The organism is Oligoflexus sp. (genome assembly GCF_035638955.1).
In the GTDB taxonomy this organism is placed as follows: Bacteria; Bdellovibrionota_B; Oligoflexia; order Oligoflexales; family Oligoflexaceae; genus Oligoflexus.
In genome coordinates this window covers 50,779-73,639 of sequence record NZ_DASQYZ010000287.1, presented here as the reverse complement: position 1 = coordinate 73,639, position 22,861 = coordinate 50,779, and the positions used below count along the sequence as shown (strand labels likewise).

General features: G+C 51.7%; 20 protein-coding genes. 13 read left to right on the top strand and 7 right to left on the bottom strand.

Features of this window, described 5'->3' with window-relative positions; all coding sequences use genetic code 11:
• Window positions 1-15 precede the first annotated feature (15 nt).
• The 3 genes from VE954_RS26520 (at window position 16) to VE954_RS26510 (ending at window position 4,044) form a co-directional block, all read left to right on the top strand.
• Window positions 16-2,409, top strand: coding sequence for a hypothetical protein (locus VE954_RS26520; RefSeq protein WP_324958554.1), 2,394 nt, complete (start codon window positions 16-18; stop codon window positions 2,407-2,409).
• Window positions 2,410-2,527: 118 nt separating this feature from the next.
• Window positions 2,528-3,712, top strand: a complete 1,185-nt coding sequence (locus VE954_RS26515) for a serine hydrolase (protein ID WP_324958552.1) — start codon at window positions 2,528-2,530, stop codon at window positions 3,710-3,712.
• A complete protein-coding gene (locus tag VE954_RS26510; RefSeq protein WP_324958550.1) occupies window positions 3,709-4,044 on the top strand; it encodes a hypothetical protein in 336 nt (111 codons plus the stop codon). Before VE954_RS26515 ends, VE954_RS26510 begins: the two co-directional genes overlap by 4 nt.
• Here the strand turns inward: VE954_RS26510 and VE954_RS26505 are convergent.
• Both VE954_RS26505 and VE954_RS26500 read right to left on the bottom strand, forming a co-directional pair.
• Window positions 4,041-4,541 carry a hypothetical protein gene (locus VE954_RS26505; protein ID WP_324958548.1) on the bottom strand — a complete coding sequence of 167 codons (501 nt, stop codon included), beginning with the start codon at window positions 4,539-4,541 and terminating at the stop codon, window positions 4,041-4,043. The two genes, VE954_RS26510 and VE954_RS26505, sit on opposite strands and share 4 nt — an antisense overlap.
• A gap of 25 nt (window positions 4,542-4,566) precedes the next feature.
• The gene (locus VE954_RS26500) at window positions 4,567-4,704 is read right to left on the bottom strand and encodes a hypothetical protein (RefSeq protein WP_324958546.1); all 138 of its coding nucleotides are present in this window, start codon (window positions 4,702-4,704) and stop codon (window positions 4,567-4,569) included.
• Window positions 4,705-4,879: 175 nt separating this feature from the next.
• Between VE954_RS26500 and VE954_RS26495 the strand changes: the two genes are divergently transcribed.
• Window positions 4,880-6,352: a sensor histidine kinase gene (locus tag VE954_RS26495; RefSeq protein WP_324958544.1), complete on the top strand. Its 1,473-nt coding sequence runs from the start codon at window positions 4,880-4,882 to the stop codon at window positions 6,350-6,352.
• Window positions 6,353-6,361: 9 nt separating this feature from the next.
• Here VE954_RS26495 and VE954_RS26490 read toward each other — a convergent pair whose 3' ends face one another.
• Complete coding sequence (locus VE954_RS26490) at window positions 6,362-7,702, bottom strand: SpoIID/LytB domain-containing protein (protein ID WP_324958542.1); 1,341 nt, start codon at window positions 7,700-7,702, stop codon at window positions 6,362-6,364.
• Window positions 7,703-7,854: 152 nt separating this feature from the next.
• Here VE954_RS26490 and VE954_RS26485 point away from each other — a divergent pair, with 152 nt between their 5' ends.
• From VE954_RS26485 to VE954_RS26465, 5 genes are all read left to right on the top strand, one after another.
• Window positions 7,855-8,418 carry an AraC family transcriptional regulator gene (locus VE954_RS26485; RefSeq protein WP_324958540.1) on the top strand — a complete coding sequence of 188 codons (564 nt, stop codon included), beginning with the start codon at window positions 7,855-7,857 and terminating at the stop codon, window positions 8,416-8,418.
• Between the two features lie 195 nt (window positions 8,419-8,613).
• Window positions 8,614-9,519, top strand: coding sequence for a TRAP transporter TatT component family protein (locus tag VE954_RS26480; RefSeq protein WP_324958538.1), 906 nt, complete (start codon window positions 8,614-8,616; stop codon window positions 9,517-9,519).
• A gap of 30 nt (window positions 9,520-9,549) precedes the next feature.
• Window positions 9,550-10,548, top strand: a complete 999-nt coding sequence (gene dctP, locus VE954_RS26475) for a TRAP transporter substrate-binding protein DctP (RefSeq protein ID WP_324958536.1) — start codon at window positions 9,550-9,552, stop codon at window positions 10,546-10,548.
• A 14-nt stretch (window positions 10,549-10,562) separates the two neighbouring features.
• Window positions 10,563-11,018, top strand: coding sequence for a TRAP transporter small permease (locus tag VE954_RS26470; protein ID WP_324958534.1), 456 nt, complete (start codon window positions 10,563-10,565; stop codon window positions 11,016-11,018).
• A gap of 10 nt (window positions 11,019-11,028) precedes the next feature.
• Window positions 11,029-12,345: a TRAP transporter large permease gene (locus tag VE954_RS26465; RefSeq protein WP_324958532.1), complete on the top strand. Its 1,317-nt coding sequence runs from the start codon at window positions 11,029-11,031 to the stop codon at window positions 12,343-12,345.
• Window positions 12,346-12,353: 8 nt separating this feature from the next.
• Here VE954_RS26465 and VE954_RS26460 read toward each other — a convergent pair whose 3' ends face one another.
• Both VE954_RS26460 and VE954_RS26455 read right to left on the bottom strand, forming a co-directional pair.
• On the bottom strand, window positions 12,354-14,201 hold the full coding sequence (locus VE954_RS26460) for a hypothetical protein (RefSeq protein WP_324958530.1): 1,848 nt from the start codon (window positions 14,199-14,201) through the stop codon (window positions 12,354-12,356).
• Window position 14,202: 1 nt separating this feature from the next.
• Entirely contained in the window at window positions 14,203-16,368 is a 2,166-nt protein-coding gene (locus VE954_RS26455; RefSeq protein ID WP_324958528.1) for a hypothetical protein, read from the bottom strand.
• Between the two features lie 312 nt (window positions 16,369-16,680).
• On the opposite strand from VE954_RS26455, the gene VE954_RS26450 reads away from it, so the two are divergent.
• The 3 genes from VE954_RS26450 to VE954_RS26440 are packed head-to-tail and all read left to right on the top strand — an operon-like array spanning window position 16,681 to window position 19,139.
• Window positions 16,681-17,787 carry a hypothetical protein gene (locus tag VE954_RS26450; protein WP_324958526.1) on the top strand — a complete coding sequence of 369 codons (1,107 nt, stop codon included), beginning with the start codon at window positions 16,681-16,683 and terminating at the stop codon, window positions 17,785-17,787.
• Window positions 17,788-17,797: 10 nt separating this feature from the next.
• On the top strand, window positions 17,798-18,715 hold the full coding sequence (locus VE954_RS26445; RefSeq protein ID WP_324958524.1) for a hypothetical protein: 918 nt from the start codon (window positions 17,798-17,800) through the stop codon (window positions 18,713-18,715).
• Window positions 18,716-18,737: 22 nt separating this feature from the next.
• On the top strand, window positions 18,738-19,139 hold the full coding sequence (locus VE954_RS26440; RefSeq protein WP_324958522.1) for a response regulator: 402 nt from the start codon (window positions 18,738-18,740) through the stop codon (window positions 19,137-19,139).
• Between the two features lie 35 nt (window positions 19,140-19,174).
• On the opposite strand, the gene VE954_RS26435 is transcribed toward VE954_RS26440, so the two are convergent.
• Window positions 19,175-21,325 (bottom strand): hypothetical protein, encoded by a 2,151-nt coding sequence (locus VE954_RS26435; RefSeq protein ID WP_324958520.1) that lies wholly within the window; start codon window positions 21,323-21,325, stop codon window positions 19,175-19,177.
• Window positions 21,326-21,651: 326 nt separating this feature from the next.
• Entirely contained in the window at window positions 21,652-22,293 is a 642-nt protein-coding gene (gene udk, locus VE954_RS26430) for a uridine kinase (protein WP_324958518.1), read from the bottom strand.
• Between the two features lie 316 nt (window positions 22,294-22,609).
• Between udk and VE954_RS26425 the strand changes: the two genes are divergently transcribed.
• Complete coding sequence (locus VE954_RS26425) at window positions 22,610-22,861, top strand: PHB depolymerase family esterase (RefSeq protein WP_324958636.1); 252 nt, start codon at window positions 22,610-22,612, stop codon at window positions 22,859-22,861.

The window sequence follows — 22,861 nt, the reverse complement described above, 5'->3', positions numbered from 1 at the left end:
ATGGAGATCCGTTACATGATTATCAAGCCAATCCTCAAAAAAACCGCGATACTGGGTGCTGCATCACTTCTGGTGGTGGCATCCTGCGGTAAGAAAAAGAGCAGCTCAAGCGCGTCAAGTACCGATGGATCTGTTGAACCCAACGAAGATACGGTTGTAACCTTGGAAACCGGCGCTCTCCAACTTGCCGGTGAAGTCACGATTCTCAAAGGTAAGGACGCCGGCGCGTCTTTAGCCATGAAAGAAGTCTCCTTCAAACTCGCCGACAGTCGCACCGTTCGCCTGCGCATGACCAATGAGGCTTTCGAAGAAGTCGAAAGAGCTGGCGAAATCATGTGCTTCCTGTCACAGACCAAGTTCTGGGAACAGGCTAACGCCGGCATTTACCAGGCCCAAGTTGATGAAACCAAATGCAGTCGTGAACAAAAAGGCGGCGACAGCGGTGGCAGCGGTGGCGGCCAGCAAGGCGACTCGAGCGCCAACCAATCACCTTCCCTCGTGACTGTCTACGTGAACTCGACCCGCGAAGAAAACAAGCCTTTGATTGCTGAAATGCGTCTCATGGAAGGTGACGACGCTCAATATCATGTTAAAGTCATTGTCGTGGAACCACCCTCGGACGAAGCTCCAGCGGGTGTCTTTGAAATGCGCTACACAGGCCATGTCGCTGGTCAGATCGCAGGCAACGGCTTTATCCGCACCAAGCGCACCGCCGGCGGAGCTAAATTCATTTTGGAAACTGGTTCCAATGAATCAAAAGGCGATCGTTCAAGCCAAGGCCAGGGTATCGCCGAGCTGGAAGTTCTCGATGAAGAAACCATCATTGGCTACATACACAGCAGCAGCAAGAACTCTGAAGGGACGACTTACAGCCAATCCGCTGTGGGCCAAGCCCGCTTTGATGCCAATTACCTCAACGTCGATTACAAAGTTGCCTTCTCACACCCAGGTGGAAGCGGCGAGGAAGCCTTGCTCGGTTGCTACGATCTGAACAAATACAAAACAGCCATCTATCGCTATGACCTCGTTGATGCGTCCGGCGCGACTGTGGCACTGAATTCCGGTTTCCCCGTTGAACTGAGCAAAGACGGTAAAGTGCAACACGGTTGGGCTGGTTATCATGGTCTCTGGCTGGGCGACAGCACCAGCGTTGCAACCGGTGACACAGTAAACAAAGTCGAATGGACCAACGGTCAGAAAGCATCCACACCTTACACAGTGTTTGCAGCGCCTGGTAAACTCACCAAGCTGACCAAGGCCACTGTGACTTTGGGCTCGTTGAAAGGTGTCGACATCAATTTCTACGACAACGGTAGCAACTACATCGTGAAATGGGATGGCTCGACCCTGACCAAAACCGCAAAAGTCACCTATGGCAACAACGGACCGGAAGAAGAAGCGGCCACCGGAACTGTGGAAATTCCACAGTGGGGCGCGAATCTGTGGATTCCAAGCTTGAATGCCAACATTCAAATTTCGCCATCGATGCCCCTCAGCGACAGCCTGTCCCTGAGCTATCACTCACAGAAAATCGTTTCCGGTACTTCAGATGTTCCAACTTGTAGCTTGGTCTGCTTTTCGAACTGCCCAGAAATGACTCCTGCTGCAGCCGACTTCGAACGCTCCCAGGGTGGTCAGATGGGTCCCATGTCCTCGAACCTGTATAAAACCACATCTGTGACCTGGGGTCAGACCTCCTATACTACGAACCAAACCCAGGACATCGAAGAGCCTCTGGCAACCTACACCTGGGATGCAACCGCTCAGAACCTGAAAAATGGCTCAACAGCTTTCACATTGCCTTCTGGATTGTCGACTGATCAGGAATCCTCAATGCAAATGCAAAGCGTTTACTCAGGTGCGCTGGTTTGCTCGGACGTCCATGCCGCCATCGCGGACAAGACCATTGACCCTTGGCGCCTGACCAACCAACTGGACACCTACTACATGTTCAATGCCGGTCCTATGCCCTGGACCAAGTTCATCGCTCTGAAAGGTTCAAATGGTCAATTCGTGACCTTCGACGCTCCTCTGGAACTGTCTTATACTCACACCACAGCCAATGACTGGGACGGCAACACAGATGCATCCATCATTGGTAAATCGTACCGCCTGCAGTATGCCGGCCCAGGCCAGCTCCAGGGTATCCCCTGGAAAATGGCTAAAGACGTCGGTCACCACATGCCACTGTTCAGTATCCGCAGCGGCGCTCAAATCGGTAACTACACTGTGTATGCAGTCGACGGCGAGCAACGTCTGGCCAAAGCCGCTGATCAAAACAGCTGCTCGTCCATCGCTCTCGACAGTGCTCCTGCACTGCCTGCGATCGACGCTTTGCCAGTCATCACCCACACCGCATTCGGTGATGCTGATTCGGAACTCCGCTATGTCGGTGGCGTAGCTCAGTAAGTCAACACTGAACTCCAAGTTTGCAAAGGCTGTAAGGGATCTCCCTTACAGCCCTTTGTTTTTCCATGGTATAATGCCCAGGATAACCCTTATTCTGAATTCATCAACGGGCGATGCCATGCGGATAAATCGATTGGATTGTTTAGCTTTGGGCCTGGCGCTTGTCGCGGCTCCTCTAGGCGCGGCACCTTGCGCGCAGCCGGGTTTTGACCCCAAAGCGTGGAACGATGTTCCAACCCCACCGATCGACGCCCATGATCAAAAGCTCATCGATTTCATGCACAAGCCCACCTGGGTTGATGGAACGTTGCAGCCTGACTGGCAAACCGATGCCATTGTCATCGCGCATCGGGACCGGATCGAACTTGAAGCCTACTTCAACGGCTACGGTCCGGATAAAAAACACCTCCTCTGGTCTGGCACCAAAAGTATTTTCAATGCGCTGGTGGGGATAGCCGTTGCGGACGGCAAACTTGATCTGAACACATCCATAGCGGATTACATGCCTCGCTTCGCCCATCTCAAGGATGTGAAGGTTGATCATTTTCTTAGCTACTCATCGGGTTTGGATTGGAGGGAATCCTATGAGGAAGGTCTTCTACCGCAACAATCCTCGATTACCGGCCTGCTCTATGGCTTCGGACCCAGAAGCATTGAGCGCGCTCTTGAACCCTATCATCCCAAATATAAACCCGGGACACGCTGGAGTTATTCCAGCGGAGACACCGCTTACCTTTCCGTTCTATTGAAAAAAATCTATGGCCTCGAGTATCGGGACATGCCTTGGAAAAGGCTTTTTGAACCCTTGGGAATCACCTCAGCCGTGCTGGAAGCCGATGCTGAGGGCGTATACTATGGACCGTCCTACGGCTACATGAAGGCCCGTGATTTTCTCCGCTTTGGCGAACTCTACCTGCACGATGGCTGTGTCGCTGGACAGGCTCTGCTTCCTGCCAAAGGTAGCATTCCAGGTTTCACTCATCTTTCCTGGACTGAATTCTCCATGGCACCCACGGAAGCTATTCTGAACCGCATCCAAGGCAAGGTTCCGTGGCCGGATCAAACCGGACGCCATTTCTGGATCAACCTGCCCCGTGATGCCAGTGGCAAGGCACCTCCCTATTCAAACGCGCCGGTGAATATTCTCATCGCCATGGGCCATTGGGGGCAAAGACTCTATATAATACCAGCCTGGAATATGGTCGTCGTGCGATTGGCCAATGATCGAACTGAAGAATTCTGGGCCGAAGATAACTTTTTTGCCAAACTTGCCAGTTGGCGAGAAGCCAAGGGGTTTCTATGAAACGCTGGACAGTCCTGATTCTGGCTCAAGTTGCGATTCTAGTGCTCATTCTGTGGCCGGATCATTTCACCAAACTGCGCATTCTCGATATTCTCAATCTTGGCAGCGGCTATCGCGCCAAGGAACTTTGCACCTGTCTTTTTGTTTTGGAACGTAGTGAAGAGGCTTGTAATGACTGGACCCGCGACATCGCGCTCAACGCCGCCTATTCCGTCGATGCCACTCATAAAATCGTGACCAGCAGCTATCAATGGCTGGGATCAGCGCTGCCTCTCTTCCTATCAACGGCCAGTTATCAGGATGAAAAACGCGGCTGTCTCCTCTTGCGTTAACGAATCTTTTCCGCCAACTGCAATCGAGGAACGGCACCCACCGCATCCGGCGCAGCCTGCCAACGTTGAACGATGATCATCCAAATTTCATCCACCGCACCCGGCGAAAAAGCCAAACGCACCTGTGACTCGAGAAAAGTGCGCATCCAAGGAAAAACTGCAAAGACGCTTTGAGTCTGCGTCCGGCGACTGCGTTCGGGTGCATATTTCGGTGCGACAACAACTCGAGTCATACTTTGGTGGGATGCAATGCGCACAGCATAACCTCCCGCTTTTGGCAAAAGTCCTTTGATGAAAAGAACATAGCTGCCTCGTTCCAAGGGACGCGCCTCATCCCGAGCGAGTGGCTGAAAATCGCGCCAAGGCTGACTAATCTCCAGCAGGAGCTCCGACCCCACTTGCCTTTGGCCGGGTTCCAGCAACTTTTGCGCATGAAACTCCCAAAGCCCGCCCAGAGCCAATTCTGATTGTTCGGCCGACCAAAATTTTAAATCCAAAATTCTGTCAGCTCGGACAGGGCTGCTATAGAACGCGCAGAAGCACAGCCAGGGAAAAACCCAAGAGCAGGAAATCTCTAAACAAAAGGGCAAAGATCGGCAGATGGTCATTCCATGCATCCGTGCGAAGGTTCGGGAGGCCCTGTTGAATCAATGTTTTCAACCTGTATCCTTCATTCTATCGCACTGCATAATTGGCGCGGAAGTCCCGCCGAGACAACTTTTCAAACTAAAAACACGCGGATTAGCCTAAAAAAACTGTTCGTAGGAAACCGTTGGTTCCTGTAAGAATGTAAACATCCTGACAGGTGAGTGGCTTAAGATAGGAAATGGAATCTATGGGGTCACACGCCCTTTCCCGCAGAATACTATCCCTTATATTGGCGACTTCGACGCTGATTACCACCGTTCTCACTTGCATCAATCTTTATCTGGATTATCGGTCAGAGCTAGGTTTGCTGGAAAATGCGTTTCATCAACTGGAGCGTTTGACGCTGAATCCACTCAGCGCAGCTGTGTGGAGTTTTGATGATGGGCAAATTCGAAAATTTCTCGATGGAATTGTGGCGACAGGTGATTTTATCGAAGTGACCGTGAGCGATATTGATGGCTCACCGCTTTACATCATGCAAAGGCCATCGCATCCTGGACCCGGCTCCTGGTGGGAAACGCTGATTACTGAGCCCAAAGTCACCCGGCGCTACAATCTGAACCTGCAGCAAAACCCAGAGCCACCAAGAATCGTTGGTTTTCTGACGGTCAAGGCTTCGAAAATTAATATCATCGAACGCCTGATGGAAAAATTGCAGGTGATTTTTATTATGCAGGGCATCAAGACCTTCCTGATTTCGCTCATTATTCTGGCGATTTTTCAAAACTATGTTACGCGCCATTTAGTTCAAGTCGCACATTATTTGGAGTGCTATCGGAAAAACGGCTTTCGCGCCGGCCAAACTCTGAACCTCAAACGTCGACCTGGGCGAACGGACGAGCTGGATTCCCTGGTCACAAGCTTAAACATCGTGATCAGTGAACTGGACCGGCATCACGAGCAGAATGCACAACGCCTGCAGGCCACCGAGAGGGAATTGGAAACGCAGCGGATCAGTGCGATTCAATCGGCGCGATTGGCCAGCCTTGGCGAGATGGCTGGCGGTATCGCTCACGAAATCAATAACCCACTCGCGATTATCATGGCATCGGCGCAAAGGCTATCACGCGAACTCGGAAGGCAAAACCTTGAACAGGTGCAACGCTGCACCCAACAGATCCTATCAACCGGGGACCGCATTGCTCAAGTTGTCAATAGCCTGCGCAAACTTTCGCGTGACGGCACCAATACGCCACGCTCGGAATTTCGCGTTCGCCAGCTGATCGATGAAGTGATGGGCTTATGTGAGGAAAAAATTCGGCGGAATGGCATCAACCTGGTGGTCGATGTCCCGGAAGATGTGATGCTCTATGCGAATGAAGTGGAACTTTCGCAGGTTCTCTTTAATCTTCTCAGCAATGCCTGCGATGCCATTGATCAACAGGAACAACCTTGGATTCACCTGCTGGGCCGCCGCGAGGGAGATCGCTTCACCCTATCTGTGGTGGACTCTGGCAGTGGAATTCCACCGGCGCTGGCCGACCGTATTATGGAACCCTTCTTCACGACCAAGGAACTCGGCAAAGGCACCGGCCTCGGTCTCAGCATTTCCCTGTCGATCGCCAAACGTCATGGCGGAGATTTGCGCCTCGATCCGGCGTCGTCACATACCAAGTTCGATCTGCAGCTCCCCCTCAGGCCCATGCAGCAGCAGGCGTAAAATCAGTCATCAGGTCGAAGACCCGCGAAGACTGGCGTCGCCCGCGAACTTTTCCGATTCCTTGCCGCAGTCCGGCAACGATTTCTTTTCGCCATCGAGCGAACACAACGTGGTGCGGACATAATAGTATTCCAGAATTTGCTTATAGGTCCAGGCACGTTGGGCAGCAAGGGCTGCGGCCCCCATCTGGCTCATGCCAACGCCATGACCATTGCCCAGGCCTTTCACTAAAAACTGTCCCGGCTGACGATCGCGTTCAATCGTAAAAAGATTGGAAGGCAGACCCGGCACCGAGCGTTTGAAGGCATTGACCGAAATCAGCTTATAACGACCTTTGTGGTCGATGATAGCCAAGGACCGCACTCGACCCGTCGGCGTGCGACCGACCATGGGAACCACGATGTTACGCACGCTGCGATCACCTTCAAGGGCGCCGGACGCACGCAGATCGTGAGTCAAGGAAGCCAGGGTAAAGCCTTTTTCCCACATTGTTTTGTTAAGCTTCATATCACTGACTTCCGGACGAGCCACCGTGAAGGGGACCGACTGGCTCCAAACGGCCAGCGCCTCTTCGGTCTGGCCACCGCTGTCGGCGTGATAATAAGCTTGAATGACTTTGCCATGATAGGTCAGGATCTGGCCGTCCGTTTCGCGAACCGCAATATCAGTCCGCTCGGAAATCAAAGAGGTTCCTGTGTAAGCCTGATAATTGATCGTGTCATCCACATCCCAATGACGGGACGCTTCAAAGCGACGAGCATAAACGAGGTGATAGACGGCATAGGTACGGGCCGCAACGGCCTGAGTTTTCAAGGCTTCCATGGCCCATTCCCGATAGACTTCGGAGGGGACAACCCCGCGAAGATACTCGCGAAGTCCGATCAGGTTGATCGCTTCCAGTTCCCGAGCGCCCGACGTATGGGTCACGGGGCGGACATAAAGGCGACCCTCGTAAGTGAAATTCGGCGCTCCACCCGCCCCTTTACGCTCCAGGGTGAATCCCCCTGGGCAGTGGATCATAACCGGCTGCTGCATCTCGGCAGCGTTCAGCGCTATGACCGGCTCTTTGGCCGTTACAGGGCCTTGGGCGACGGCCCGATCGGGGCTGGCGCTATATATAGAACATGGACGTTCGGAACGGACCGTGATCTGGTCCCGGACCGAGTCCAGGCCTTGCGGGGGGTAATTCCGCTCATGGGGAAAAACCTTAACCCGAACCACAGTTTGCGACGTAATACGCTGCGAACCCAACTGCAACATCACAGAAGAACCATCATCAACAGCAGCCCGTCCGGTGTTTGTAAAGGCTAAGGCAACAATCGCACAGCCCTTGATTACCAAGTGTTTCATAACATTCACCCCCGGTCTGTCCTTAGTGCCCGCCTATCTAGCATCCGATTCCGATGCCTGGCAAGTCTGGGGTTGCGGACCGGCGATAATGACGGTGAAATCATTGTCTTTTTAATTTTTTACCAAAATGACTTGACTGGAAATTCTGGCATATGTATAAAGTGACTGACCTGCTCGATCCCGGGCAGACTTACTCAGTGGAGCCGACTATGCTGTACGCCGAAACTTTGTCTACCCCTGCCTCGCAAACTGAGTGGCGTGAAGAGAACGCCCCTAAACTCATGGAAATCCTCGATCGCTATATCATTGCGAACATAGGCGAAGACATGACATTGGAAAATATGTCCGATGCTGTCAAAATCTCCAAGTTTGCTTTAACCCGACTCTTTCACAAGCACTATAAGCAAGCGCCTATGCGCTGGCTGTGGTCGTTCCGGGCTAACCTGGCCAAGGACGTCATTCAAATGGATTTGGGTTTACCGCTCATGGACGTGTTGACCCTCTGCGGTTTCAACAGTCCTCAGCACTTCTCGCGCTTCTTCCGGAAGACGTTCCAGCAAACGCCATCCGCGTTGCTCAAGAACCTCAATAAGGAACCTACAGGTCCACGCGACGTTCAGCGTCAGCAACAGGAACTGTATGAAGCCTTTGATCGGGTTGTGACGGCTTCTCTGGAACGCTACAAAGCGTCGTTCAAAGAATCTGCCCCTGTTTAATCAGGCGGACATCATTCGTTCAAAGTCCTCACTAGATCCCATCGAATTCTCGTATCTCACAAGGGAGCCCTCTCAGGGGGCTCCCTTTTTTTGTACCCCCTCCCCATTTTGGGCTGCGAGGCCTCACCTTTTCCGTTACTATAGTGGCCAATTCCTGTGGTCAGAGACATAGTCCTTGCTGGTTGAGGTGCACGTATGCGATTCCTATCCCTCCTCGTCCTCATGACGACAAGCCTTTCGCTGTCCAACTGCTCGCTGAAAACCATGGCTGTCCAGCAGATGGGCGAGATCGTCGCCGACGGGGTCCCTGCGTTCGAGAAAGATGATGATCTGGAACTGATACGGGATGCGATTCCAGGCAATCTGAAACTGCTGGAAGCGATGCTGGAAAGTGATCCTGGTAATCGCAAAATACCGACAATTCTCGCACAAATGTACGCAAGTTATAGCTTTGCTTTTTTAGAAGGGGATCTGGAAACGCCGGGCGTAGGTGATAAAGCGATGCTGAAAGAACGCATCAACCGCTTCTATGAACGCGGTCAACGGTACGGTGAACGGGCTTTGATCGGCAGCAATAAAAAATGCGAGCAGGGTCTGAAAGTCCTCACCGAATTGGACAGCTGCCTGAGTGGTCTCGACAAGGATGATGTGCCGGCCCTCTATTGGTATGGTTTCAACATCGCCGCATACATGAACCGTAACCTCGATTCGATGGCAGCTCTGGCCCAGGGTCCGAAGATGGAAAAAGTCATGCAACGGGTGGTCGCTCTCAACGAATCCTACAACTTTGGATCGGCTCATCTCTTTCTCATGCTTTACTACGGCGGGCGCTCGCAAATGATGGGCGGCAATGCTAAGAAGGGGGATGATCATTATAAGGCCATACAAAAGCTTGCCGGCACTGACTTCGTGCTGGCTGACGTCTTCTATGCCCGCTACGTGCTGGTGCAAAATGATGACCGTGAGGGCTTTGAAAAAATGCTGAAAGCCGCGATCGCCAGGAACGTCGACACGGACAAGGCTCCTCAGCTGCGGCTTTACAACAGTCTGGCCAAATCCCGCGCAAAACTGTATCTTAACAGCGTTGAAGATTTATTTTAATCCGGATCATACTTTGAGGAGACGATTGGCATGCGCTTACCTTCACTCATGACAAATTTCGCTGTCTACGTCGCAGCCTTGCTGGTGACCAGTACGCTGTCTGCCAAGCAGATCAGCTTCGGGATCGTGACACCCAAGGGCAGTACCTGGACAACCATCGTCCAGAACATGAAGGAAGACCTGGTAAAACAAACAGGAGGCAAACTCGATCTTTCCATCAAGGCAGGCGGAGTGAAAGGCGACGAGGTCGATATGCTGCGCGCCATGGAACAGAAGACTCTGCATGCAGCGGCTCTTTCGGGCGTCGGTCTAGGACAACTCGTGCCGTCCATCCGTATTCTGGAGGCCCCGCTCCTTTTCAAAACCAATGAAGAGCTGGACAAGGTTAAAGAAGTCCTCTTCGATGACTTTGCCAAGGAGTTCGACAAAAAAGGCTATGTTTTGCTTGGTTTCGCCGAAGCCGGTTTCGTCAACGTCTTCTCGAAGCAGAAAATTGATAACGAAGCCGCCCTGAAGAACATCAAGATGTGGGTTTGGACTGGCGACGACGTCGCCGCCCGGTTCCTGGAAGAATTCGGCATTCGCTCCACCCCCCTGGCCCTGCACGAGGTCGGCATGGCCCTCGACCAGAAGTCAATCGACTCGTTCTATGCTCCTCCTCTCGCCGCCTTGGCTTTCCAATGGTTCTCGAAAGTGAAGTACATGATCGATTATCCCTTTGTAAATTCCACCGGCGCCTTTATCATGAAAAAAGACAAGTTTAATTCGCTGCCAGCCGATCAGCAGAAGATCCTACGTGATACGGCCAAAGTTTATAGCCAAAAGGTGATTGAAGCCTCTCGGAAGGATAATGAGATTGCGAGGGGCAAACTCACTGAAAGCGGCATCATGTTCCTGAAACCTTCGGACGCCGATATCAAGAAATATCAGACTTACGCAGATAATGTTTATAAGAAGAGTATGCCTGTTATATACTCCAAAGAGCTTTTTGACAAAGTCCAAGGTATCTTGAAGAGTATGCGGAAGTAACTAAGGTGGGTTCCATGCTGAAGAGATTAGACGATTTTCTGGAAAAGATCGAGAGGGTCGTGATTGTAGGCCTTTTTGCGGCCTTGATCATTGTCATGACCATGAACATTATCCAGCGCAATGTATTCGGGCAATCATCCCACGAAATCCTCGAATACCTGCCTACCATGGTCATGTGGATTTCCCTCGTTGGCGCCTCGCTCGCTTTGAAAGAAGGCAAGCACATCAGCATGGAATTTGTACTTCGCTTTGTTCCGCAAAATAGCAAGGATCTCCTGCATCGCCTCGTAGCCGCCTTTGGCTGCGTGGTGATGCTGATCTGTCTTTATCTGTCCCGGGACTTTATGGTTGGTGAGCTGAAGATTTTCGGCGCCAAGGGCTATGTTTCATCGGTCATCCCCATATTTTTCGCTACCGCTGCCTTTCGGTATTTTATTCTGATCCTGTATCCCCTTCATCAGAACAAATAGAGGCTGACCGATGTCGATTCTAACGATTATCCTGATTCTGATCGGTGTTTTTGCTCTTATCGAAGTTCCTCTCTTTACCATATTCGGCGCTCTAGCCTTGGTTTGTCTCTATTTTGTCGATATGGACATCGACAACATGCAGACGGTGTTGATCGAACTGAACCGCCTGGCTTCAACCCCGATCCTGGTCGCCCTGCCTCTATTTACTCTGGTAAGCTGTATTCTCAAGGAAACCAAAGCCCCCCAGCGTATCATGGCGTTTATGGAAGCGCTCGTAGGCTGGGTCCCGGGTGGTATGGCTATTGCTGGCCTGCTTTCCTGCGCACTTCTCACGACCCTGACCGGTGCCAGCGGAGTGACGATAATCGCCCTCGGCGGCATCCTTTATCCCATGATGCTGGAAAAAGGTTACAGCGAACGCTTCACACTGGGACTGCTGATCACCGGTGGCTGCGTCGGTCTCTTGTTTCCGCCCAGTCTCCCTATGATCCTTTACGGTGTGGTGGCCCAGACCGATATTAATACGCTTTTTGCCGCAGCGTTCGTACCCGGCGTTCTGATGCTGGTCATCATCTTCATCTATTGTTTCATCTATGATTTCCGGCGTCGGAAGGCGCTGGGTCTGAAGCTATCGGACGCACCCTTCAGTTTTACTGAACTCTGGCGGGCAACCAAAGATGCCATCTGGGAATTGCCGATCGTTTTCATCATTATGATAGGTATCTACGGCGGTTTTGTAACCGTGAATGAGGTTTCGGCAGTTATCCTCGTCTGGGTCATCGTGGTTGCTGTTTTCATCAAAAAGGAATTCAAACTTTTCTCGGATCTCCCCCGCACCATGATCGAAGCGGCAGTGCTTGCCGGCTCCATCATCACTATCCTCGGCTTCGCGGTCGGCTTTACTGGCTACATGATCGACGAGGATGTCCCAACGACGATGATCGAAAGCCTGAAAACCGTCACCGAGAACAAATTGGTCTTCCTTCTGGTCATGAACCTCTTCCTTCTGGTTGTCGGCTGTGTCATGGATATCTTTTCGGCAATTGTCGTCGTCGTGCCGATTCTTATTCCCATTGCCGCGCAGTTTGGAATTGATCCCATTCACCTCTGTATCATCTTCCTCGTAAACCTGGAGATCGGGTTTGTGCATCCACCGCTGGGCATCAACCTTCTAATCGCGAGTACGCGCTTTAAGAAGCCCATCCCCGAACTGGTGATTGCAACCCTTCCGTACCTGGTTCTGCTGGTGATCTCGCTTCTGCTGATCACCTACATTCCATGGTTTAGCCTTGTCGGGGTTGGTGGCGGTAGCGCACCCACTCCCTAATTAGGGGGCTACTGCTCGATCGTTTGTCCCAAAAGCTGGGTGCCTGCGGGCAAACGATCATTGTCGCGAAACATGAAGTACGAAACCTTGATCAGGCTATCGAGCCCTTTCACGCTCACCAGCTGTTCGTTTGACTCGACCCAGAGCCCATAGGTCACTTCCTTGAGGTTCTGAAGTCCTGTAAAGTCACTGATGGCCAGACCCGAAAGCACCAGCTTCTCCACCCAAATCACACCTTCCAGTCCAGTCAGAACTGTCAATTTCGGGTTGTAGGCTATTTCCAGATTTCCGACCGACGCCAGGTTTTTCAAACCCTTAACATCGCGAAGCTCTTCATGATGGGTGACGCGAAGCTTACCCGCTCGCGTGAGCGCACTTAAAAAATCCAAGTTCGTCATCGTACCCATGTCTCCCAGCCAGAGCTCATCATCCACGGCCTGGAGCTTGCGGAAAATCCGCAGTTCTTTGGCATTTTGTATATTCGCCAGCCTGCCACGTAACAACTGCGTGATCTCATTGAATGCCTTAACGGACTTCCCCCCCATCGATAGGCGCAGATTCAATTCCTTCAATCGGCGGAGCTGGGGAAAGGCGACAAAGTCGGCTTCTAGTTCTGCTGCCAGATTAAAATCAATAGCAAGCGCCGTGTTCAAGTTCTGAAACAGTGGAATTGATGTGGTTGTTTCGCTTTTATACTGAATACGACCGGTCACCTCAATGAACTGATCCAGCACGGGAAAGGTCTTTGGGTCCATCATAGTGAGATCCAGGTCTCCTTCCAGAATCTGACAGTTCAATGGATTGGCGACCGAGACGGACTGTAGAAAGTCACTGACTTTGCAAGCAGTCCGCGACATGATGGAGAGCGACTGCCAATTCTCCGAGGAAACATTGCCTGCTTCATCGAAGGCTCGATAGACCAGTTTTGAGGCTCCACGCGACACGACCAGCGGGTTTTCACTACCATAAATCAATGGGTTGGGACAGACGAGCAACGGACTGTCCTGAGGCACAAGACAGTATTCGATATGAGTGCCTACCAAGGTATCATTGAAAGATAAAAACTTGATGGGATATCCCGCTTCCACAAAGTAGGTTGGCCGCTCGAAGTAAGAGATGGAGGAAAGACGCTCCGTAAAGTCCGGAATGACTTTGGGTGCCGTATTATCAATCGAAAAATCGAAAGGGTTGAGGCTTAGGCTTCCATCCCGAGCTTCACTCAGAACATGAAGCCTGTAACGCCCTTCCGTAACAGGAAGCTCAATGGATTCTGTGAGATTCAAAAATTCTCGACTGGAAATCGTGGTGTTCAAGTCACTGCTTTTGATACAGCGCACTTGAGTTACCTCTTCCAAACAGTATCGTGATCTGGATTTTTCCGAGCTCCTTATGCGCACAGAGCTCTCACCCTGATAGACAGACTTGGCGGGTTCTAAGTGGACCTTGAGAGGGACGTCCAAAGATTGAACAGAAAGCAGCTGAAAGGCTTGGTCGCTTGGTTCGAGGCTTTTGAACAGAGCCTTTTTGCCTGGAATGCGTACTATAAATTCCTGCCGTTGCGGGACGCCCAGGCAACCTTTGGAACTCACTCGATAGGCGTTGCTGGGAAGCGGCTGCAAAGCGCTATCGACGACGGAAAAAGCCGATTGATTCAAGTCCAGAACCTCGGCCTTGTCATTTTTAATCTGAATCCAGGAAAGATTCTGCAGATCACCATCCATGGCGCCGCAAGCGAGCTCTCTCTGATCAATTTTGTTTTGCAATGAGTCGCAAGAGACTAAAGCAAAGCCACCCAACCCGATCAGAAAGATCAAGAGGCAGTGCCGAATTTGAAAAGGGACAAGCAGTTTCTGCATATTAGATATCCTGTGGACTTGTGTAAGACGGGAGCGCATTTTTAGACGCTTCCAAATCAGCTTTCACCACAATGTTCAAGTTCTGCTGTTCGTTGAGATTGCCAAAACCTTGAAGGCTTTTGAGCTTCCTATTTCCCTGGATGTCAATGGAACGCTGCAGCTGTTTCAGCCCTGGTGCAAAAACGATAGACTCAAGGCTCTCGTTATCCTTAATGCTCAACTCGTATAACTGAGTGAGATTCGCCCAACCAGAAATTTCTTTCAGTTCAGCATTCCCCTCGATTCTAAGGGTTGGCGCATCATCGGTCTGAGAATCAAATCCTTTGATACTAATCAGGGCGTCATTCCCCTTGATTGTGATTATCTGAGTATGCTCGTCCTGCGCTTGCCAATTGATCTCCTTCAAGCTTCCGTTGCCCTCTATGGTGACACGCTTGAGTACGCGGAGGGATTGAAGGGCATTGACGCTTGTTAATTCAGAATTACTATGAATGGTAAGTTCGTCCTCAACACCTTCAAGTTTCTCAAGACCGGCCAGTGAGGTAATACCAAGATTCGAAAGCCACACCTTACGGAGAATCTTCGAACTTTCAAGACCCTGTAAATCTTTAAGAGAAGGCAAATCGCTCAATTCAATACTGTTTTTTATGACACATGACTTCAAGGCCTCCAAACTGGATAGACCACTCAAATCATTGAGGCTAAGCGAGTCAATAGATTGGATAGCTGTCAGAAAACCCAGATTTTTCAATCCACCTAGGCCATCCAGACTCAATTTGGCCTCGACCGATTTCAAAGAGCCGAAAGCCTGGAGTTCCAATGAGTCACCAAACAAGAGGATGTTGAGATTGCGGAGGCTTGTAAGTTCATGAAAGCCCGATAACTTCTCGAGTGCGTCGTTCTCAGAAATTTTGATGTCCTCGACACTGATTAGGGATGCTAGCATGTCGATCGCTCGCAATTCAGGATTGAGCTCTATCTGTAAACTGTTGAGTCGGCGCATGTTGGGAAAGGATGGTAGAGTCTCGCGATCGGACTCGAAGAGGAAAATTTTCCCGCTAACTCCAACCAACGTCCTCAGTCGCTCATAGTTTTCAACAGCTACCCGGTTTACAGATAGATCACCGACCAGCTCTGTACAGGTAATGGCTTCGGGCTGCGCAAGAGCATTCAAAAGTTCCTGCTCTGTACAGGTTGATTTGGCGAGAATACGCAGGCGATCCCAGCCAGGAGCACGGTTGCCGGAAAGATCCTTGGCTCGATAGAGTAAAGTCCAAGCACCGGGCGGAAGGGCCTCTGGGTTTTCCACACCAAAGACACGGATGGCGTCGGGCTCGCAGGATTCGCTTTCATCTTTTTTTGAAGATACGAGACAGTATTCGATTTTAACCTGGCTCAAGGGTTCGCTTTTGGATCGAAAGCCCAAGCGATAGCCCTGCTCCAAATAGAAGTGAGCCTTTCCATCATAGAGAAACGATTCAGCCTGAGTAAAATCGACTTCAACGATAGGAATCGTGCTGTCCACTGTGAAATTTTGCAGGAGAAGTCCACTCAGACCATTGCGATTTTCTGCGACAATGCTGAGTCGATAGACGCCTTCCGCATCTGGTATGCGAAGGGTCCCGTCAAAGTCTTGAAAACTGCTGGATGCAAATGCCAATCCTGGCCCATCCTTTAACTTGCAGCGATCCTGTCCTGCAGCTTCAACACAAAAGCGTGTTCGGCTGACCTCATCAACGCGAACTTCTAGAGTCTCGCCACTGCGAAAGTTACTGCGTGTCACCGGAAGCGTAATGAGAGGGGGTGTCTCATCCCGAACCAATTGCACCCGATTCAGCCCATCCTGATCCACCAGGGTCTGGCTAGCCTCGGCTTGAAGCGGAAGCCGCAGGAAGACTTTTTCCTGCTTCTTGATCTGGAGACAGCCTGAGCTGGTAGGGCGGTACTGATCGCTGGGAACGGACACGAAACCTTCACCGAAAATTTCATAGGGTACGCTTGTCAGATCTACCGTTTGACCCTCTGCATCATGGATCCGGTAAAGTGAAAACTCCGCGTTTGGAAGGAAAACTTCAAAACCACAGACCAAACGTATGTAATCGATATGGTTATCGAGCCGACTGCACGCGGAGAGCGCAAAAGTTATAAAAGCCAGTCGAAACAACACTATTACACCCTGCTTCGCCTCAGTGAATCATTATGACGCACTTTCGGCGACATAATAGCTCACTTGGACGCTATGTCAAGAGCATCTTTATTCCGAATAACCTATTGCAATTATTATATTATTTTATCAAATGCAATCTGGCATTTGGGCTCGACCCTTCCGACGATTGATAGGCCTTGAAGGAGTCGGATGTATGCAGGTTTCAGCAAGACTTCCTCTGAGTTCTGCACCTATGACCTCAATCTCATTGACGCAGCCCTGTCGGTTTCGGGTACAATAAGCTTTATGACCTACATCTTGAGGGAGCGCCCTATGCGATTCGCCCGAAGCACTGCGCTTCTGCCGTTGCTCTATGTATCCTGTCCGGCTGGAGCTGCAGAGCGTGAAGCGCTCTTTGTTTCGCCACGTGCAGCGGGGCGCGGCGATACGTTTGTGGCCGCTTTCGATTCCAATGAAGCCACCCGACTCAACCCAGCGACGCTGGCTGAAAGCCGATCCACGTTTCAGCTGAGATTCCTGCAGTTCGATGGCATTGTTGGGCAAAACTCCATGGATACCATGTCGGATCTCATGAACATGGGCTCGGTCGACGACGGACTGGGCTTTCTGCGCAGCTTTGATGACAAGTTTGGCAAAAGACAATATCTTCGAGGCCAGCTGTCAGCACTGTCGATGCGAATCAAATCCTTTGAAGTGCAGCTCTTCGGAACCAATGCCTCATGGCTGGAACTTCGCGACCCCACGACGCCTCAAGCTGAGTTTGAATCGGATACCATGGCCGGCGTGCAGTTCTCCTATGCGAGGCCCCTCGGTTCGCAGCTCATTCTAGGCGCCACCTTCCGCCCGATGTACCGCCTTTATATTCATGGCCAAATGAGTTTCACCGACATCGTGGAATTTGTTCCCCCATCGGCAACAGAGTTTGATGATTACGCACCGCTGCAAAGCGGCCAAGGCTATGGCGGTGATCTGGGTCTGATCTGGCGGCCAAAGCCTGCCCTTCGCCTGGGTGTGACTGTCCAGAACGTTGGGGATACGGCGTTTGAAAACAGCGATAAAACCAAAACACCGCCCAAGTTGGAATCTGTTGTCAGCGCAGGCGGCCTCTATCGCATGAAATTTGGCGCCTGGGATCTGGACCTGTCCGCAGAAATGCGTGATCTGATGAATCGCCAGGGGCTCAACCTCACACGCCTTCTGCATGCCGGTGCTGAATTCGGTCGGAGTTTTTATGGCAAGGATCATGATGTGGGCGCCACAGCGGGTGTTCGTGAAGGCTATCTGACAGCAGGAGCTTTTATCGATGCCTGGGCCTTCCGTCTTGATATTTCCAATTACGCTGTCGAACTGGGAGAAACTCCAGGACAGCGTATGGACCGCCGCTGGGCCGGAACTTTGCAATCCACTATGAGTTTTTGAGGAGTACCCCATGTGGCGTCGCCTGTTGATAGCGCTTCCCGTTTTTTGGACCCTGACGGCCTGTGATTTTAATCTGTATCAATCCGTGGTGAAACCGGAAACGGATCGCGCCCTTATGGAAGACGCCCGCATCAAAATTGATGAGCAGGACTATGCGGGAGCTTTGAGCACCCTCGAAAAGGTCGAACGCGATAGCAATGATTTGCGCCTCCTCCGTAGCACGGCCCGCCTGGGCCTTTCCGGACTCAGCATGTGGACGATTCTCACCGATATCGTGGACGGCACAGGCTTTGAGAGCAGCAGCGGCAACGGAGTGGATAATCTTTTCGATCAAATCTCGGGCGCTGTCGTGGGCGAAGGCGACGAACGCACCCTGCGCCTGACCGCTCTGACGGAAAGTGTCACAGATCTTCTCGCAGCACCCGATCGCAGCGCCAGCCGCGTGAAAAATCTGGCCTGCTTTCTGGCCGGCGTCATGGCACTCCCTACCGTAGCCGATGCCACAACCGCCATTCAAAACACGACGACCAGCCTCGCGAGCCTCGCATCTACGGTCGACGTGACAAATCCCAATGCCCAATGTCCAGACCTGTCCTCGCTCAATACGAGTCTCACTACGATTGCCACCGTGCAGACCCAGTTCAGTTTGATTCTGGACGCCACAACAGATTGCAAGCTTCTCGACGCCACCGGGACGGGAGAGGACCTGAATGCCATCGAAACTCAATTGGCCAAATTCAACCAGAATGCCGATGCTGGCTGTTCCACCACCCCAGCTTGCGGATCAGGTGCAGCCTGCCAGGCCCTGGGCCTGCAGTGTGTTTATGATGCTTTGACGACGGGATCGGGCGTGTCCACAGCCGATGATGGACAGGTGACCAAATGTGAACTGGTCCAGAACTGTTTAACTCCAGGTACCTGTTTCTAAACGTTGGCTGAGGAACCGTTGCATGATCCAGAAACCGTGTCTCATTATTGCTGAAGACAGCCGAACCATTCGAGACCAGCTGCTCTTCTTTCTCAAATTGCCTGAATTGGATGTCCTGCCTGCCGAAGACGGCGTCGAGGCCCTGGCGCTCTTTGATGCGAACAAGGACCGGGTGCGCGTCGTGCTTACCGATATTCATATGCCTCGCCTGGAAGGTCTTGATTTAGCGAAGATCCTGCGTCAGGAGCGGGGTTTTACCGGACCCATTATTGTTCTGACCCAGCAAGGCGACAACTCGATGATCCGCAAAGCCAAGGAGCTTGGCGTCAACGGGTGGCTGATCAAACCTTTCAAAGGGGAAGAGCTGCTGCTGATCATCAAGCGCTTGCTGGACCAACAGGAAAGAAAGAAGGAGGTCAGCTGACCTCCTTTTTATTCTCTATTGTGTTTCTCTAGTGTTTAGCGAGTGACCTTGTAGAGACTGACGTCAACCTTGGCGTTCATCGGCAGATCCGGGAAGCCCAGGTGGTTGTCGTTGATCGTATAGATCGTCGTTTCCACACCATTGACAGCCACTTTCCAGCGGTACTGGGACAAGTCCATGTCCAGCGAACCGAGGTCGAAGCTGCTGTTATGTTCCGCGGCATAGGTGAAGTTGATCAACACACCTTCGTTGGCCTGGAACTTACAGTTACGCATGTTCAGCTCGGAACCCGCAACCGTAAAGAGACTGCCATCACAAAGGCCTGACTTCAAGCCTTTGATCGAGATGCTGTCTTCCAGAACCGTACGACCCAGGTCGATAGTTAGGGCATCCAGACCAGCAGCGGGATAAACCACCAGGATATCGCGAAGGGCGCGATAATCACGGGACTGGAACACAACTTCATCACCATCAATACTGACGGGAATGCTACGGGTCGTAGTCGCGTCATAGACACGAACCTGATTCCGCACATCAGCCGCAGCATAGATGGGATAACGCAGTTTGGGGCTCAGGGTTTGATCAAAGCTGATGCTCACGGCAGCGGCGTCCGCTGGAACCGCACTCATCCGCACCAGACCCGAAGCCGCGGTGTAGGTGAAACCAGTCGTCGGCTTGCCATTGACGGCAACCTTGATGGACGAAGCATTGGCGTTGTTACCAATTTGGAAGTCTGACTTCAGCTCGCCGTCTTTACGGTAAACAGCTTTGATTTCATACACCATGGGGGCATTGGCAAAGCGAATGCTGCGTGCGCCTTTATCATAAGTAAACGCCGTGGTGGGCGCTCCGTCCAGATAAACCTGGAGGGTGGAGCTATCCGCGAGGTTACCCAGATAGAATTCATTTTTCGGTGGTTCATTGGTGAATTCGTATTCCACGCGAATGGCGGAACCCGAAGCTGGAGCGGAGGTGAATTCCAGAACGTTACCGGTCAGCTTATAACCTGCTGACTGCAGCTGGTTGTTCACATAGACTTTCAACGAACGGGCATAAGGCTCATACTGCAAAGCGAATTGGGTTTTCAAAATCACGCTGAGGTCATACGAGATGGCACTCAGTGTGCTCGAATAATCCGCATCGCAGATCGAACCCCAGGTACCGCCGGTACGCGTGATGGCATCCGCATAGATAGTGGCAGGATGGAAGGCTGTGTTACAAGCGCTCTGTGTCACAGTTGGGTGCCACACAAGGCCATAGGTCCGGGCATTGACACCGACCTTACGGATCGTATTCAGGTAATTCACCAAATAATCCGCTTTAGCCCATGGATCGCTGCCGCAATCCTGACCTTTGAGTGAGCAGTTATCTTCATCAGTCACCACCAGGACAGCCACAGTGGAGTTGGTGCGCAGCCAGGAACCGTTCTGGTTACATTCACCCTTCAAACCGTTGACGGCTTGCAGGATACCGCGTTCGTTGCCGCTACCTTGGATGCCTGCATTCACAGCACTGGCGAAAAGCTGTTCCGCATTGCGATCGCCTTTGCGGATCAGGCCACGCAAACAGCCTTCGTTCGGGTCTGTTGTCACAACACCAATTTTCCAATCCGAGTCCTTCACATAACTCAGAAGTGGCAGAAGTTTGGTGCTGAGGTTACCCTGCTCTTCTTTCATGGAACCCGAGGTATCAACAACCACGAGCACGTCCAGCAGACCGGAAGCATTGGCGGATTGCGCGAAACTTTCGGTTTTGAATTCCTGCTCGGAACCCTGACGGAAGGCTTCGGTCACAACCGGGCGATTCACCTGATTGAAATCCAAGCGCGTGGAAACCACGTTGTTATCCATTTTAAAGCGCTGCTGGATCTGACCATTGGCCACATCCAGAGCGAGGCTGCCAGGGGCCAGTGTGGTCGCCTGGAAGCTCCAGCTGGCGGCCGCCACGGCGGGCAAACCAGGGCCGTCCTCACCGCGGTCTGCCGCGGTGTGGTCATCTCCCTGGATATCAAGATCAGTACTGCCCTTCTCAGCGGCAGTGGCGTCACCTGAATAGGTTTCGCCACCCACCACGGGAATCATCTGTTCCCGAAAGGCAGGTGGTGGATTATCACAAGCTGCGAGAATCACTGCTAACAGTGCCCCTGAAAAATGGGCACGACTCCGTAACGGGCTGAATATACTCATGGACTCCTCCTCTAAGTGCGGCTGTTGACCGTCCTTGTTCCCACCGCTTCGGATGCTTTTCCGTCCCTGCATCCAAACATACAAAACGGTAAGTGATGCTTGTCATTTATTCAAACCGTGTAGGCCATTGATACCAAAGAGGAAGAAACGGTGGATTAAATTCGCCCCAAACCCTTCGGGCGCAAGGAATTCGTGACCTCGACGGAAAAATTCAAACCTGACCATACGGCCAGGTCAGGATTTCAGAATTTAGGGCTTGGGAATAACAGGCGAAAACTGGAGTGACGTCAGGACATGATTCAGGGGCAAAACAGCTGGAGTGCGTCTTACCGGGAAGTAATATTGCGCTTGTTCAGCACTTCCATCTGGATGAGGTTCGATAGGAAGCCTAAAGCCCTCTCGTTAAAACTGTGCCAGGGTATTACGAAATCGGCTTGAGCCTTGGAAGGCTCGATGTGCTTCTGATACATGGCTTTCACAGATCCCAGATACTGGCCGGCGCAGTTATCAAAACTGCGACCACGTTCCGCAATGTCGCGTCCGATGCGACGAACCACGCGAACGTCATCTTCCACATCCAGAAAAATTTTCAAATCGAAGAGCTTCAGCAGCTCGGGATAGCAAAGAGAAAAGATGCCGTCAACGATGATGATGCTGCTGGGGTCCAGACGTTCGGTCTTAGGCAAGCGGGTATGCGTGGCAAAATCATAGCAGGGGCGCTCAACAGAAAGGCCATTGCGCAAAAGACTGATTTGCTCATGCAGCAAATCACGTTCAATGGCATCCGGATCATCAAAATTCTTTTTTGCGCGCTCTTCCAAAGCTGTTTCAGAGAGATCGCAGTAGTAGTGATCGATGCTGATCACCAAAGGACGTTCCACTTCCAAACGATTCCACAGTTTACTGACAAAGGTCGTCTTGCCTGAACCAGAACCACCGGATACGGCGATCATAAACGGGGACGTCATGGGAGGACTCCTGAATTTTTTGCGGTCGCGGCAATGTAAGGGAGTTTACCGGGAATGGCAACAGTTCTGGAATCCTGTTTGACGATAAATTTTCGACCTTCGCGGTTTTACGCAATCGTCAATCGCGGTTCAATATACGCTTTAATGTCGTCGTCTATTTGGGTAGATAGAGGCAGATTGTACGCAATTGAATTTTAGTCAGCTCCAATCAAAAAACGAGGGAAAGCCATGCTTCGCAACGTCATGCTTTGTTTTGCCAGCCTGCTCATGACAGCCGCAACCCTGGCCAAAACTTTTGACCTCGGCGGCATAAGACCTGCCAGATTGTATACGCCGCTCAACCTACAGCGAATCCAAGTCCTATCCTCTTGTCGTCATGCTGCACGGCGTGCGCAGTTCGGCCGAGCAAACGGACCTTTGGCTGGGCCTGACACGTGTGAACGATCGCCAGCAATTCCTTTTGCTCATGCCCAATGGTCAACAGGATTCCCAGGGCAAGCGCTTCTGGAACGCTACGACTGAATGCTGCGATAAGGAAAAAGCGGAGTCGACGATATCGCTTATCTGA